This is a genomic window from Treponema bryantii NK4A124, from assembly GCF_000421345.1.
In the GTDB taxonomy this organism is placed as follows: Bacteria; Spirochaetota; Spirochaetia; order Treponematales; family Treponemataceae; genus Treponema_D; species Treponema_D bryantii_B.
On record NZ_ATWV01000004.1, the window covers coordinates 69,686 to 85,312 of the forward strand.

14 protein-coding genes are annotated in these 15,627 nt (G+C 42.3%); 1 reads left to right on the forward strand and 13 read right to left on the reverse strand.

Annotated features, from left to right (window positions below):
• Positions 1–14: 14 nt before the first annotated feature.
• The 6 genes from rsmG to G626_RS0104980 form a co-directional block, all read right to left on the reverse strand.
• The gene (gene rsmG / locus G626_RS0104955) at positions 15–704 is read right to left on the reverse strand and encodes a 16S rRNA (guanine(527)-N(7))-methyltransferase RsmG (RefSeq protein ID WP_022931683.1); all 690 of its coding nucleotides are present in this window, start codon (positions 702–704) and stop codon (positions 15–17) included.
• A 57-nt stretch (positions 705–761) separates the two neighbouring features.
• Positions 762–1,658 carry a hypothetical protein gene (locus G626_RS0104960; protein ID WP_022931684.1) on the reverse strand — a complete coding sequence of 299 codons (897 nt, stop codon included), beginning with the start codon at positions 1,656–1,658 and terminating at the stop codon, positions 762–764.
• Entirely contained in the window at positions 1,645–2,457 is an 813-nt protein-coding gene (locus G626_RS0104965; protein WP_022931685.1) for a hypothetical protein, read from the reverse strand. Before G626_RS0104965 ends, G626_RS0104960 begins: the two co-directional genes overlap by 14 nt.
• A 148-nt stretch (positions 2,458–2,605) precedes the next feature.
• Entirely contained in the window at positions 2,606–4,408 is a 1,803-nt protein-coding gene (locus tag G626_RS0104970) for a hypothetical protein (RefSeq protein WP_022931686.1), read from the reverse strand.
• A 10-nt stretch (positions 4,409–4,418) separates the two neighbouring features.
• Positions 4,419–5,207, reverse strand: coding sequence for an outer membrane lipoprotein-sorting protein (locus G626_RS0104975; RefSeq protein WP_022931687.1), 789 nt, complete (start codon positions 5,205–5,207; stop codon positions 4,419–4,421).
• 81 nt (positions 5,208–5,288) lie between these two features.
• On the reverse strand, positions 5,289–8,126 hold the full coding sequence (locus tag G626_RS0104980) for an efflux RND transporter permease subunit (RefSeq protein ID WP_022931688.1): 2,838 nt from the start codon (positions 8,124–8,126) through the stop codon (positions 5,289–5,291).
• A 190-nt stretch (positions 8,127–8,316) separates the two neighbouring features.
• Here G626_RS0104980 and G626_RS0104985 point away from each other — a divergent pair, with 190 nt between their 5' ends.
• Complete coding sequence (locus tag G626_RS0104985; RefSeq protein WP_022931689.1) at positions 8,317–8,658, forward strand: ArsR/SmtB family transcription factor; 342 nt, start codon at positions 8,317–8,319, stop codon at positions 8,656–8,658.
• Here the strand turns inward: G626_RS0104985 and G626_RS0104990 are convergent.
• The 7 genes from G626_RS0104990 to G626_RS0105020 all read right to left on the reverse strand — a co-directional run bounded on the left by G626_RS0104990 (position 8,651) and on the right by G626_RS0105020 (position 15,566).
• Positions 8,651–9,415 (reverse strand): RsmE family RNA methyltransferase, encoded by a 765-nt coding sequence (locus G626_RS0104990; protein WP_022931690.1) that lies wholly within the window; start codon positions 9,413–9,415, stop codon positions 8,651–8,653. The two genes, G626_RS0104985 and G626_RS0104990, sit on opposite strands and share 8 nt — an antisense overlap.
• Positions 9,416–9,493: 78 nt before the next feature.
• On the reverse strand, positions 9,494–10,852 hold the full coding sequence (locus tag G626_RS15465) for a tetratricopeptide repeat protein (protein ID WP_022931691.1): 1,359 nt from the start codon (positions 10,850–10,852) through the stop codon (positions 9,494–9,496).
• A 21-nt stretch (positions 10,853–10,873) separates the two neighbouring features.
• Positions 10,874–12,046: a pyridoxal phosphate-dependent aminotransferase gene (locus G626_RS0105000; protein WP_022931692.1), complete on the reverse strand. Its 1,173-nt coding sequence runs from the start codon at positions 12,044–12,046 to the stop codon at positions 10,874–10,876.
• 8 nt (positions 12,047–12,054) lie between these two features.
• Positions 12,055–12,540: an Lrp/AsnC family transcriptional regulator gene (locus G626_RS0105005; RefSeq protein ID WP_022931693.1), complete on the reverse strand. Its 486-nt coding sequence runs from the start codon at positions 12,538–12,540 to the stop codon at positions 12,055–12,057.
• A gap of 377 nt (positions 12,541–12,917) precedes the next feature.
• A complete protein-coding gene (locus tag G626_RS0105010) occupies positions 12,918–14,297 on the reverse strand; it encodes a sensor histidine kinase (RefSeq protein WP_022931694.1) in 1,380 nt (459 codons plus the stop codon).
• Positions 14,298–14,319: 22 nt separating this feature from the next.
• Positions 14,320–14,991, reverse strand: a complete 672-nt coding sequence (locus G626_RS0105015) for a response regulator transcription factor (protein ID WP_022931695.1) — start codon at positions 14,989–14,991, stop codon at positions 14,320–14,322.
• Positions 14,992–15,002: 11 nt separating this feature from the next.
• Complete coding sequence (locus tag G626_RS0105020) at positions 15,003–15,566, reverse strand: hypothetical protein (protein ID WP_022931696.1); 564 nt, start codon at positions 15,564–15,566, stop codon at positions 15,003–15,005.
• Between the last annotated feature and the right edge of the window lie 61 nt (positions 15,567–15,627).

Below are 15,627 nucleotides of genomic sequence, written 5' to 3' on the forward strand. Positions count from 1 at the left end.
ACTTGTTTCGGCATCTATTTTCTTATAATTACAAGATTTCGTTCGGAATCCTCGAGTCCCGGAACTGAAAGAGGCTGAACCTGATAATCAGGAACCAGAGAAACGATTGCATCCATTTCTTCTTTTATACTTGTTTCTTTTGCTTTATAGGCACAGAGAAATCCTGAAGGCTTTACTATGCGTAAAAGCGTTTTAGTCATTTTTTTGTCCAGCGGACGGAAGGCTCTGAAGGTAATTAAATCATAGGCTTCTGCCGCCACTCTTTCTGCTTCGCTGTTTACAACAGTAACATTTTTAAGACCCAGGATTGCGGCGCAGTTTTCAAGGAAAGCACAGCGCTTTTCCATACGCTCTACAAGTTCAAAACGAACATTACTGAATTCGGGGCAAAGCGAAAAGGCAGCCGCAAGCGGAATTCCGGGAAGCCCGCCACCACTGCCAATGTCAGCAATTACAAGAGTTTCTCCGCTGGTTGAGTAGTCCGAAGAACGTATCGAAACCAGATTTTTTATTTTTCCCCAGGCGGCAAGAGAGTCGAAAATATGACGCACTACTAATTCATCGCGGTCACTGGTATTTGTAAGATTGTAAGCAGAATTAAAAAGTATGATTTCTTTTATATAGGCTTCCATCTTTTGTGCAAGATCAGCACAAAATGCTTCCGGAATACCACATTTTTTAAGTCCTTCGATTAAATCTATCATAAATAAATACCTTTACAGATGGTTTCGATACGCCTTCGGTACTCAACCACCGAATGTCTACTTACTGTCTATATCAAGCAGTACATCAGCATTAACAGAATCGCTTGAATAATGAATAACAACAAGATTTCCTGTTTTTTCGGCAGTAAGATTTTTTACACCGGCAAGTCTGTACATATAAGAATTTTCATTCTTATAATCCTGTACAATACTTGGCTGTACTTTATATGTAAGTGAAGAACCGTTTGAACTGACAGTCTTAAAAAGCATATAGAAGGTTTCAGTGCGAACCTGTTGTCCGACAAAGTATTTTCTGTCTCCGGTAAAAAGAAAACTTCCGTCTGCTTCTGTATCGCTGAAAAACACCTTTGTTAATGAGTCCGAAATGTTATAGCCGTTTACCTTAAATCGTAAAACAGAGGGCTCTCTTTTCTTAAAGCTTTCTGCATCTGTTTTTGTTGCATTCAGTTCATTCTTTTCTTTTGGACTTGCACTCTGCTGCTGCTTTTTCAAATCATTAAGATTATTCAAAACCTGCTGAAGCAGAACGTTTGTCGAAGTTGATGTTGAATAATTTGAAAGACTGCCTGCAGAACCAAGTGATGAAATATTACTAAAAAGTCCTGAATCATAAAGAGAAGAAATATCCGTTGCAGTCAGTGTATTACTTTTGTTCAAGGCAGAAGTCAGTACACTTTCCGGGGTAATTGCTTCTGTAAGAACTGATTCTGTTTTTTCTTTCGAAGCTTCTGCATCTGTTGTTGACTGTTTTGTTTTATTAGGGCGGTTAGGAAAACTTGGTGTATAAAAACCACCTCCGACCGCCGGCATGGAAGGCATCTCCGGCATTTCGGGCATTTCCATAGACTGAGCAGAAAGGGAAAGTGTAAAAGCTGCACATAAAAGAAGTCCGGCCGTCAAAGCAACAGTCTTTTTTGATTTACAAACTGGCAAGGCTTTCCTCCACATATTCAAGGCGCTGGGTAAGCTGGGCAATTGTTTTTTCAAGGCGGGACTTTTCTCGTTCAAGCTTTGTTTTAGGATCATTTCCGCTTGCCTGAGCTGATTTCTGTTTCATCATTTCGCGGACAGAAGAAGGGCTCTTTCCGCCATTCAGGAATTCCTGTTCAACCTGAGCACGGTCATCCTTTTTGCGAACACTGGCAACCACCTTCATGTTTTCAAAACCGATGGCAGGATTTACCTCTATAGCACCAACCTTTCTGATGTCTTTTGCGGCATTGCGTGGTAGGCATAGAACACGGTCTACATAATCTTCGTAACGGATATCTGCTTCCTGACAAAGGTCAAAGGCACGGGCAAGCTTTTTACCAAACTCCTGCATGAGCTGACCGTTTTTTGCAAGGTAATTTTCCTTGATGTCCTGAGTAAGAGCCTTGAGTTCTTCGTTGCTTTCCCAGCCGATTGAGTAATAACCTTTTTCTTCTGCAATTTTGAGAAGGTCTCCAAACTTTGCCCAGAATTCCTGGGTGTGAACCTTGCAGGCTTTGCCATAGCTCGGGTCATTTTCCTGCTTTTCTATAGTACAAAGATGATGGGTATATTCGTGAATTGCTGTATAAATCAGCATGTTATCAGTTTTTAAGTTCAGATTATGTATATAGATTTCGTGTGTATCCGGTTTATAAAATCCGTTTACTCTTTTGCTTTCTTTACCTGTCTGGATAACTGTAAAATCAATCTCACAGGGAGAAAGGTCCAGCAGGATTTCTTTAATTCTTTCGTTGTTCAATTCAAAAACCTCTCCCCCATTTTAATTGTATTTTAAAGATTGTAAAAGAGGAAAAGAAAGAAAAAATGGTGATTTCGATACGGCCTTCAGCCTACTCAATCACCGGTGGTTGAGTAGCCCAAAGGGCGTATCGAAACCACATCATTCATTAAAATGCATATTCTGCAGTAAGACTTGCAAAGCTGTTCTTTCTCCAGCCGTAGAACTCGCTGTCTTCATCTGCGCAGTTGATAATCATACCGCTGGCAGTAAGTGTAAGATTCTGATCCGGCTTAAAAGCAAGCTTTGGCATTACAACAAGGTCGCCGCGCTCAATACCATACATTACTGTTACTTCTGGAGCAAGCTTATCGTTAAGGAATGAAGTTGTGATGTTACATACAAGCTTGTTGTTTGTGTAGCCCTTGCTGTTGTAATCTACGTCAGCAGCAAAATCATCACATTCATCTCCGTGAAGGATAAAGCTTCCAGTTTCCTGTACGTTCAGGTTAGCGTTCCAGAATGGAAGGTCGATGTCAAATCCGCCCAACCAGGCAATTGAGTTGTTGTGTACCCAAGGATCTGTACCATCAACATCATCAGTAAGATTGTAAGCGAACTCACCGCGTACATTGAAGTGCCAGATTACAGAAGATGCTTCAAGTCCGAAGGTCTGTTTTTTGTCGTAAGCAAGGAATTTATCTTCTTCTGAAACAGAGCCATTTGCAAGATAAGCATTCAAAAAACTATCCAGTTTTTCGGCATTAAATGAAGGCTGCTTGTACCAGCCGTTGTAGTAGCTGATTCCCATATCAACCTGACCGAGTGTCCAGGTTGCACGGCCTCCAAACTGTCCGTATTTAAGTGTCCACAGATCAGGGTAAATTACGTCCGGATTTGCAGAAAGTGTATTTGCATTCTCAAGTGCCAGCATATATTCAGTTCCGGCAGCCTTTACCTCATCTTCAATATCGTCAGCAGTAAAGCCGGTTTCCTTGCAGGCTACAGCATAAGTTTCTGCGGCAACTTTCAGATTATCAATATAAGCTCCCATACCTGCAGTTCTAAGGCCAGTTTCAATAGTAGTTTTCTGTGTAGCCATAATTGCGTCGTAATTTGCCATACAGTCAGCAACTGCCTGTGCTTTCTGAGTTTCTGTCATACCTGACCAGTTTGCACCTGCCGCTTCCTGAGCCGCAGCTGTCATCATTGCAGTTTTATATGCAGTCTCTGCCGCCTGTGCATCTGCTCCAAGAGCTTTCAGGGTTCCTGCAGTTGCAGTAGCACTTGTATATCTTGTAAAGGCATCGGCAACTTTATTCTTTGCAGCTTCTGTTACAGCACCTGTCAAAGCATTTACCTGAGCCGGAGTCCAGCGTCCATCGCTTGCAAATCTGTCTACAGGAAGAAGTGGTGTATACACGCCTTCAAGATTCATGTTCGCAAAAGGCAGGCTGTAAACTGCGCGAACCATTGGAGTACTGATGCGGCGGTCCAGATAATCAGGAATGATAAAATCTGAATAGTCGTCTGCATTGAAGTTATCGAGCACGTGGAGCTTATCTCCCTTACCCCATACAACCTTCATTTTACCAGCCTCAAGGGTGAGGTTTCCAAAGTAGCCGCGGAGAACAGCTTCATCAATTACATCTTCCGGATGATTTTTGATTGTGTCCTCATCAATTTTCAAAGTAAGCGAAATGTCAGATTTATTTCCGCTGTAAGAAAGGTCGATCGAAGCAGAAGGTGTAACATCCATTTCTACTTTGTCTGCACCATCTTTATCTTCTTTATCGCTTGTATCAACATAGGCACGGATTTCTGTTTCCGCACTTCCATTTACTTCAATTTTGCTGGCAGCGCTGTCAGCACCATCATCACCAAAAGAGCCGAAATCGTCAAAGTCATCGGCATAAGCAGCAGCTCCCATCAAAAGAGCCGAAGCCATAAGAATGTATTTATTAAGTTTCATAGAATGCCTCTTATTTTCCTGTAGTAAGGAAGTTCTGTGTGAATACTCTGTCTGGGAGTGGCTTATCTACCTCAACCTTAAGAATCTTAAGGGTTGTGCTGTGGCCGGTCTGAACGTTCTTGAGTTTGTTTTCCATTGGCATATCGTAGCCGTCGATTTTCTGAATGTTCAAAACTTCGAGAACCTTTACCAGCTTGTCGTTCTTGTCGTACATCTCTGTGTGGATCGGGTACATTGTTTCCTTATCAACCCAAACCATGCGGTAGTTGTACTGAGTTCCTTTTTTGTCGAGAGGAACTTCTTTGATTACATAGCAGTCATAAGCCTTGCCGCTTTCTACTGTAATAGATTCTTCACGCAGATACTGGTGATCATCTTCTGAAACGTCGCGGGTTGAAAGATCATCGTAAGTTGCATCTGAACCCATAAAGGATTTTGAACCTTCGCTAGAGTTTACACGACGAACTGATTTAAGCGATGGCAGATAGATGAACTTGTCATCAGGACCATTGTCATTTGTAATCTGAAGGAAGCGGGTGTCCTTTACGTTAGCAGGTCCCTTGAAGTCCATTACAACGTAAGTTTTACCGTCAGCTTCTTTTCCGTACTCAATAATCTGGCGGTCTTCTTTTGCACCGCTCTTGTCCTGCAGGCTCATAATAACCTGGCTGCGAGAGAAGCTAGGCTTTTTGAAGTCTGCAACAGTTGTCATAATTTCAGTTCCCTTTGCATCTGCGAAAGCTGAACCAGCGAAAATTGTAAGTGCAGTCAAAACTGCAAGTGTCTTTGAATGTTTCATATTATATCTCCTTATTTGGATCCTCCGGTCAAGCCGGAGGATGACACATCTGTCATCCCCGGGCTTGACCCGGGGATCTATTTATTTATTTTTCTTCTGTTTAGAAATAAACTTAGGTTCGAACACATTCAGGATTCCAGGAATGATTGTCATTGCGAGGTAACTTGATGTGAACATTACGATTGCTACGAGTACACCGATGTAGCGGAGTACGACGAACTTAGAGAAGCAGAGAACCAGGAAGCCAAGTCCAACTGCAAGGGCGTTTGTTACAATACCGTGACCAGACTTGCGGAAGGTCTCGCGGGTAACAATTTCCAGGTTGTCTGTTTTTGCACGCTCTTCCTTATAAGTTGTAAGGAAGTGGATTGTGTAGTCTATGCCGACACCAACTGCAACTGAAGCGATAATGCTTGTTACAAGGTCAAGGTTGATTCCGGCAAAGCCCATTACCATGTAGTTCAAAAGAATTGCAAGGGCGAGAGGAACTGCACCAACAAGTCCGGCCCAGCCTGAACCAAAGGCAATTGTGATGATGATGAAGACAGAAATCAGAGAAATCAAAAGGCTCTGAATCTGGCTTGATACAATCATCTTTGTCATTGTGTATTCCATTTCACCGGCACCGGTTGCTTCGATTGTGTAGCCTTCAGGGAAGTGCTCTGCGGCAAAGTTCTTTGCAGCGGCTATAATGTCACCAGTTTCTTCTGTTGAGTGGTTGCGGAGCTGGCAAGTAACACGCATTACACGTGGGCTCATGTCATCATCAACGAAGCGGTCGAGAGAACCAGAAAGCAAGGTCAGATATCCGTTTACAACACCAGCCAGCTCTTCGCGAGTAGGAACAGGATACTTTGCAGGATCATAAGGAATCTCATAGTAAGCCATTCCGTTATAGTTGCATTCTTTCTCGAGTTCGGTAAGCATTTTTTCTGGTGTAGCATTTTTTGCTCCGGCAGCTACATAAGCACGGTTGAGCATTGCAAGAACTTCCTGAGTGGTCATAGGCTTAGAAAGCTTTTCTGCATATTCGATGTTAGGGTCAACCCAGTCTGTATCTGCAACGGCTGAAGTGGCTGTAGTTTCAGAAGAATCACCAAAATCTCCAAAATCATCGAAGCCGTCATCTGCGGCAAAGTCGCCAAAATCACCGAAGTCATCAAAGCTGTCAAAGTCATCAAAACCTTCGCCCGCATCTGTATTTGCAGTCTGCGGCAAAAGCATGGAATCATCACCGGCAGCCAGACCCGAGTCAGCACCCGCAGCCTCACTTGTCGGTACATGCCATACCTGATTTATACGTTTAATGAAGGTTGTGAAAGAAACAATTTTACCTATTCCCTCGTAATTTTCAGCAAGGTAAGTCTGCATATCATCAACAGCCTTGAGAATCTCAGGCTTTGTAAGGTCACCCTTTTCCTGACCGGAAATTGTAAAGTAAAGGCTGTTAGTTCCGGCAAAGTTTTTATCAATAGATTTGATATCCTGACGAAGCTGGCAGTTCTCAGGGAAGTAATTTACAATCGCAGTATCAATCTTGAGCATACGAAGGCCGGCATAAGATATGCCCAGAATCACAAGGGTAAAAAGAACAAGACGAACACGGCTGCCACAGAAGAAGTGATAAATACTGTAAAGAGTATTTCCACTTGCTTCCTTCATTTCCTTACCACCGGCAAGCTGACGGGCACGTTCAAGACGACGCTGAACCTTTTCTGTAAGATGCTTCATTCTTTCACGGCCGGCCTGAACCTTCTTAAAGTCCTTGCACAAAAGCAGGGCCGGAATAAAAGTGATGGAAAGCAGGAGAGCAATACCAACACCAATTGCAGTGAAGATTGCAAAGCTGTGAAGAGGTTCAATAGGACTTGAAACGAGGGAGATAAAGCCCACGATTGTAGTAATGCCGGCAAGGAGGACAGCCTTCATTACTTCTTTAAGTCCGGCAAAAATTGCCTCTTCATATTTTTCACGGGTAAGCTCTCCTTCTACCCCATCAAGTGCAACATAATAATGTGTAAGAACGTGAATACCGTAAGCAGAACCAACGGCTATTAAGGCAACAGGAATAACGCTTGAAACCAGAGTAAAGGTGATTCCAAGCAAAGCCATAAGTCCCATTGTCCAGGCGGCTGACATAACAACTGTGATAAGCGGAAGCAGAGTTCCATCCAGTGTCTTAAAGCTGAAGAAAAGTGACAGCAAAACAACAATGATTACAAGAGGAATCAAGGCACAAAGGTCAGAAATCATAAACTTGCGGGCACTTTCTGCAACTACAGGATCGCCGTAAATCTTACACTTAAGAGGATGCCCTTCAACTTCCTCAAGAACTATAGCCCTAACCTCTTCCAGGATTTTCTGCTGACGTTCAGCATCTGTGATTTTTGAAGTGGCTTTTTCTTCAGGAGTCATTGAGTGAAGAGTAATCTGCATCTGAGTTGCAGTATTATCATCATTTACAATAACGCGGTTGTACATGTCGCTCCATTCTGCAAGGCGGCCTTCCAGCTGGGCGATATCTTCAGCAGAGCCTGTGTAAGTATCAGGTATAAGCTGGCTGGCAGAAATCGAACCATCAGATTCACAGACATAATCAATATGAGTAAGTGAATCAACTCCCTCGATCTGAGGAAGCTCAAGAACACGGTCAGAAATCTTTCTGACAACTTCAATATTTTCCGGTGTAAGTACGGTACCTTTTGTAGATTCGAGACTTACGCCAATTACAATCATGCTTCCAAACTGATCTTCTGTTTCAGTGAGACGAGTATAAGAAGCGTCTTTTTGTGGAAGGAACTGACGAATAGAATTGTCAATTCCAAGGCTTGTTACAAAGAAGCCGAGAAGGCCTGTAAGGATTACGCAAACAGCGATAATAATCCATGGGCGCTTAAAAAAAGCTCTAGCTGCTTTCATACTAAAAAATCTCCTTATAATTTTAGTTTATCCGTTTAATTTCTTAAACACTTAAACCTTATAACAGAGAATATAATAACAGAAGCTTTTAAAGTCAATAAATTTTTGATTAAATGTTTAATTTTTTAATCATTTAATCATATTGACAAGTGAGATTTTTCATTTTATTCTTATTTGTAGAGGTAAAAAAGTGATAGATAAAGCCGAAATCAAGAAGACTCTGAAAACCTTAAATTCCTGCGTTCCTTTTTTTATTGCCATGAGCGATGAATACCGCCAGCAGCTGATTATGGATATTGCAGAAGCCGGTAAAGAAGGCATAAATGTTTCTAATCTTTCTGCAAAATCAAAGCTTTCTCGTCCTGCAATTTCCCACCACCTTAAAGTTCTCAAAGACTCAGGCCTTATAAAGCCTCTCAAGGTTGGCACCCAGATTTTTTATCAGCTGAATTTAAGTGAGAATTTTAAAACTGTTTCAGAATTGATTGATTCGATGGAAAATATTCTGAAGAAGATTAATGAATCTAAATAATCCCCAGTTCTGACAGAATTATCGCACCCGCAACTGTAGCCGCAGTCTCAGTACGCATTATACGTTCTCCCATTCCACAGCGTACAAAGCCCTTATCTTCAAGTAAACGGCGTTCTCTGTCTGTCCAGCCCCGCTCACTGCCAATAGCGGCAATCACCCGAGAGCCTTCAACCGCCCCTACAGAACCAGCCTGCTTTACAGCATCAGCCAGCCGCGCCGAAGGATTTACGTTATCGAGGGCAAGCAGAACCCCGGCCAAAGCAGCAGTTCCATCCTCCCCGGCTGTTACAGCCTCCAGACATTCATCCATGGTTTTATAAAGACACAACTCCGGAACATGTGTCGAGCCCGCCTGAACGGTTCCGTCCAGCAGCATCTGATAAGCAGAGCCCCTCTCCACAAGATTAGACTGCATGTAAGATTTTTCGCCCAAATCTGTACCGGTTAGATGAACTCGCCCCACACCAAGAGCCGCAATATCGCGTAAAAGACGTTTGAGCTGAATAGGACGAGGAAAACCAATTATCATTTCAAGCTTAGTAAGAGGCTTACCGTCGCCGCCGGCAGTAAAATCAAAAACTATTCCATCGTCACTTATTTCGCGGATTACTGCACTTCCGCTTGAACCGTCAATCACACCGGCTGTGAAAGAATCGCCGGCCTTTTTGTGAAGAACCTTAATTATATGCTGGGCACGTTCATCGCGCAGTGGCAGGGGGTGAGATATTTCTTCTTTTGAAAATAAACAGATATTCATAAATATTGCCCGTCACCCCGAACTCGTTTCGGGGTCTATTATCAGATGCTGAAACAAGTTCAGCATGACATAATTCGGCTAATTAAACATATTAATTCTTTTCAGAATTTTAACCAGTTCATCCTTTTCGATTAAATCTACAGGGCGGCCGTCGATATATTTATGCGCACTTTCCGAAAAGTTTCCCATAGTAATGCAGACACCATTGTCGCACTTTGTATCACGAAGCTTACTGTGGAAATCGCGGACATTAATATCACCAATAACATTCTGAGTTCGGTAAAAACGGAACATCTGCTTTGCTTCCCATTTTGAAGTTTCAACCTCGCAGATAATTTCTACACTTTCAGATGCAACCTGAACATCCTCTACCTTAACAAAGGCATCCTTGTAATAAGTCGCAATAAACTTACGGCACAAAGCCACGAAATCACTGGTGCCGGACATAAGATAAGTCTGAAGATTTTTATTCTGGTTTAATTCAGCATAGCGGGTAACTAGGGCATCAACATCCTTATAGCCCTGCTTTGCCGCCTGAATCTGACGTAAATAAATCAAGGCCTTTGAAATATCATTCAAACCAATACAGGTATTGGCAAGTCGATATTTAATCTGCAGCAAAATCTGTTCCTGCACATTAGGAAGACGAAGGGCAATTTCGTAATCTTTTACCGCATTGGCAAAATCTTTTACACGCTCGTGCATTTTACCGGCTTCGAGACAAGCCTGGGCACCAAATTCCGGATCCGGACGAAGATGCATAAATACCTTAAGAGCCTTATCTCCCATACCGCATTCAGTCATGGAAACAGCCATTTCAAAAAGAACTTCCTTATTTCCCGGATTTTCATCAAGTACACGTTTTAAGAAAGGCAGACAATCTCTGTATTTCTGATTTTTATAGAGAGCTGTTCCAAGAAGCATATTTACTTCATTATTTTCCGGCTGAATCGCCTTTGCCTTTTTAAAACAGTAAACTGCTTTATCAAAGGCATTAGATTTCATAAGGGCTCTTCCAAGGGTCATATTACATTCAAAATTATTCGGATCTTTTTTAATGGAAAGCATAAGTGCACTTATAGCATCTTCATTCTTTCCAAGATTATAAGCAGCAATACCCATACGGAGGGCAGACTTTGCAATATCTACCTCCGGATGGACTGAAGAAATATCATAAAGAGTTTTATAAATATTCCAGACTTTTTCCCAGTCTTTTTCACCGTAATAAAGGTCGCCAATAAGCTCCAGAGAAGGAACATTGTGAGGATCATGTGCAAGTTTTTTTTCTGCTTCTTTAAGAATTGCAGATTTTCCCTTCTTCTGAATCTTCTGGCTTACATCTTTTTTCTCATCCTTACGTTTTATTCCTTTAACCGTAAAGATTATAGTAATAAGAAGTAACGCAACTATTACAGCAATTAAGATTGAAAAAATCATCCGTCTTTACCTTTCTCCGTTTTATTTGCCAGTTTTTTCTTTTACAAGCTGAGCAAGTCTTTCCATAGCAATCTTGATTTTATTGATATCAGTTGCATAACAGCAGCGGATAAAGCCCTCACCGCCCTGACCAAAACAAGTGCCCGGAACTACTGCTACATTATACTTTGAAATAGCCTCTGTCGCAAATTCTTCGGAAGTCATTCCTGTAGGGCGGATATCCGGGAACATATAAAAAGCACCCTCAGGTTCAACACAAGGGAGGCCCATATCAACAAAAGCCTTATGCATGATATTACGGCGCTGCTGATAGCTTACGCGCATTTTTTCAACCTCATCCCAGCCGTGGCGGAGGCCTTCTGCAGCCGCATACTGACTGAAAATCGGCGGACAAATAGAAGAATAAGCATGAAGCTTACAGCACTGTACGAGTAAGTCATGAGGAGCTGCAATGTAACCGATACGCCAGCCGGTCATGGCAAAAGACTTAGAAAAGCCGTTGAAAATAATTGCGTAATCTTTCATGCCAGGGAACTCACCGATTGAAACATGCTTGTGTCCATCATACAAAAGCTCGCAGTAAATCTCATCGCTGAGACACCAGATCTGATGCTTTTTTACAACCTCGGCAATTTTTGCAAGCTCGTCGGCAGGAATAATGCGGCCGGTCGGGTTACTTGGCGAACAGAACATTACAGCCTTGGTTTTCTCAGTGCAGGCCGCTTCAATCTGTTCAGCAGTAGGATAAAATCCGTTCACACTTGTGTCCAGGTGAATAACCTTAGCGTCGCAAAGGGCAGCCAGCGGCTGATAAGAAACATAGCAAGGCTCGCATACAATAATCTCGTCCCCCGGATTCAAAATAGAACGGAGCACAAGGTCCAGTCCCTCGCTGGCACCGATTGTCGGCAGAATCTCAGTTTTTGGGTCATAGTAAAGCTTGTAGCGTTCAAGGTATTTTGCAATTTCCTCGCGAAGCTCAATCAAACCCCAGTTAGAAGTATAAGAAGTGTGGCCCTTTTCCAGATGGTAAAAAGCCTCTTCCCTCATAATCCATGGAGTCGGAAAGTCAGGCTCGCCGACACCCAGTGAAATAATATCATCATGTCCAATGCAAAGCTCAAAAAACTTACGGATTCCAGAAGGCGGAATCTCCATCATCTTTGAGCTGAATTTATCTTCTCGTGTATTCATTTATAGTCCTATGCCTGTACACCCTCGCGGCGGTCTCTCTCATCTTCAACATAAACAATGTCGTTTTCTTTATAAGTTTTCAAAACAAAGTTAGTCTTAGTTGAGCGAACACCTTCGAGAGTAGAAAGCTTTTCGCTTACAAAAAGGGCAACATCTTTAAGATTGTCACCTTCAATCAAAACCTTAAGGTCATAACCGCCGCTCATAAGATAAAGCGACTTAACCTGTGGAAAGCGGTAAATTCTATCCGCAATGGCATCAAAGCCGTGCTCGCGCTGCGGCTGAACCTGAATCTGAATTTCCGCGACAACCTTGTCCTTCGCGACTCTGTCTTTTTCCGGATTCACAATGGCCGCGTACTTGAGAATAACTCCGTCGTCTTCAAGCTTCTTAATAATCTGCTTAACCTCGTCCGTAGTTTTCTTTGTCATAGCTGCAATGTCTTCAACAGAAAGACGTGCATTCTGACGCAGTAAATCAAGTATCTCTTCCATAAAGGAACCCCCAAAAGTATAAAAAATGAATATAATATTTTACTATAGAAAGGCGTTTAATTCAACAATGATATTTTTCGTCAAAAGAGCATTTTTTTCCTTGCAATATGACAAAGCTGTGTTATTATAAAGATGTAGCAAGGAACGAGATGAGGACGTACACCGCTGCTTGAAGGGAGGCAATATGCAATTTCCGACAAAGAGAGATAACCTGGTCGAGGTTATATAATACGTAGACTTTTATAAAGCGCCAGCGGCTTACTGCTGGAACATTTATAGTGCCAGTCCACAGTTGACTGAGAGCACATTACAGGCCGGCTGATACGCCGGCTTTTTATTTAACCAGAACCTGTTATTTAATCAGAGTTTTTTTTGATTTACTGATTATCAAATCTGATTTCAAATACTGCCCCGTGAGGTTCTGCATTATAAGCAGATATTTCAGCATCCAGAGCGGAGCAAAGAGTTTTTGCAATTGAAAGACCAAGCCCAGAACCACCCGCTGCCCTTACATGAGCTTCATCAGCCCGGTAAAAACGTTCAAAAATGTGAGGCAGAGATTCCTGAGAAAAACCAGGGCCATCATCCTCAAATCTCATAAGTAAAGTATCATCAATTCTTTCTGCCTGCAGTTTTACCCTGCAAGTGCTGCCGGCAAATTTTACACTGTTTGAAACAAGCACCGTAATCAGCTGATGCAGCATTTCCGGGTCTGTATTTATGTGACGGCCATCATCATTTAGAAAATCAAATTCAAAATGAGCCTCTGGAGCAAGAGCAGCAAACTCATCACTCACCCGTTCAAAAAGCTCCTGCAAATCTACCTGACATAGCTGAGGCTTTATACGACCGCTTTCAATCCGCGAAATCTGCAGAAGGTTTTCAATAATTGCATGCATTGATTTTGTTTCGTTTTTTATGGCATTCAAAGATTTTTCAAGCTGTTCAGGATTATCCTTACCCCAGCGCAGGAGCAGACTGGTCTGGCCGGAAATTACTGTAAGCGGAGTATTGAGCTCATGAGAAACATCACTTGAAAACTGACGCTCTCGGTCAAAGTCTGCCTTAATTTTCATAAAGAGTTTATTGAAGGTTGAGGACAATTCATCAATTTCATCTCCCCTGCCACTTAAAGGAAGTTCTCCTCCAAGCTTTTCTGTTGTCATTGCCCCCGCAGCCCTTGTGATTTTTACAACAGGACTGATTGTATTTTTTGTGATTAAAAGAGAAATCAAAAAAGAAATCAAAAGAATAGGCAGAATCATCAAAAGCAGAATAAGAGGAAGCTTTTCAAAAATAACGGTAAAGGCATTGTGTTCTATATTCTCTGCAACTGCAACGACCACAGGCCCATGCTTTACGGCATAATAAAGGACATCAAGATCTCCGTCAAAAAAGAAATCCTTTTTATAATAGCGGACTGCCCGGCCATGGGTATCTTTTAAAAGAGGGAGAAAGGGATCATTAGTTGCAAGCACTTCTTCTGTCTGTGGATTATAAATAATATAAGTCAGAAAATATGGAATATCTGGAAATAAAAATAATGATTCATCTTCAGAGCTTTTTCCTTCACTTTCAGAAAATGCAGTAAAGACCGCAGACTCTGCATGCTTGAGTCCCGTAACCTGATTCCCCCTGACCATAGAACGCAGAAAAAAGAGAAAGCCCAGCGAGAGCATAATAACCGCGCCGGTCAAAATAAACATAAAAACAAGGGAAAGCCGGGCAGCAAATGAATGATTTATTTTTTTCAGCATAAACTTCTGTAACTCCTGATGATTATACAATCATATAACCGGCGCCACGCACGGTTTTGATATATCCGTCTTTGGTAAATTCAGAAATTTTTGAACGCAGATACCCAATGTAAACATCAACTGTATTCTCATCAATAAAATGCCCCTTGCCCCAGATGGCATCTATAATCTGTGAACGGGACAAAACCTTACCCTGATTTTCGACAAAAAGACGCAGCATTAAAAACTCTGTTTTCGAAAGCTGAACTTCCTCTCCCCCATCAAAGCTGAAACTCATTCTGTCCAGATTCAGGCTAAGGCTCTTGTATGAAAGACTTGATTCCTTAGGCTGATTATAACTGACACGGCGGAAGAGAGCATTTATACGGGCAAGCAGTTCTTCAATTTCAAATGGCTTTGGAATATAATCATCTGCACCAAGATTAAGTCCGTTGATTTTATCTATAGTTTCACCGCGGGCAGTTTCCAGAATTACAGGAACTGAAGACTCAGCCCGGATACGACGCAAAACTTCAAGCCCGTTCAATTCCGGAAGCATAATATCAAGCAGAATCAAGTCTGGTTTTTCGCTTTCGAATTTTTCAAGGGCTTGGCGGCCTGTTACTGCAAGGCAGGTTTCATAGCCTTCATGCTCCAGTTCCGGAATTACAAAATCTGAAATCCCCTTGTCATCTTCTACTATAAGTATTTTCATTTTAACCTCTCTTATTCAGCAGAGTCTTCACCTGCAGCTGCTTCCACCTGAACCGTAATCAGGGTTGGACTCATTACAGTTCCGTTAAAGGCACGAATTCCTTTAATCCCCAATTCAAGAGAATCTTTTTCTGATGCAAGCATAAACTTTACAGTGTCGCCTTTTTTATTAAACCAGATGCTTACATTTTGAGGCAGTTCACTTCCATCAATTGTTATACGGTGAGTTTTTACAGACCGCGGATTTATACTCTGATTAAAAACTATCTCAACATCAACCTGGTCCACCCCCACTCTGCTTACCTTTACCTGATTTACCGTAAGCGGCAGATCTTCCTGGGCTGTACGGTTACCGCGGTAATAAAGCATATTGTCCGGATCTTTTGGAGATGGCGGAAGCGGACGGGGATGCTGCGGAGGCGGAGTCCCCGGGCCTGGTCCGTGAGGAGGCGGATTACCGGCAGCCGGCGCCGAAGCACCAGTTGCCGGGGCTGCAGGAGCCGATGGAGCCGCAAACAAACCCGCCATAAGGAGAGAAAATAAAAGTATTAGAAGTTGTCTTTTAAAAAACTTCATAATTGAATTATACGGCATAGTTCAAAAAAAGAAATGAGAAAATGCCTTTTTTTTGATAAGA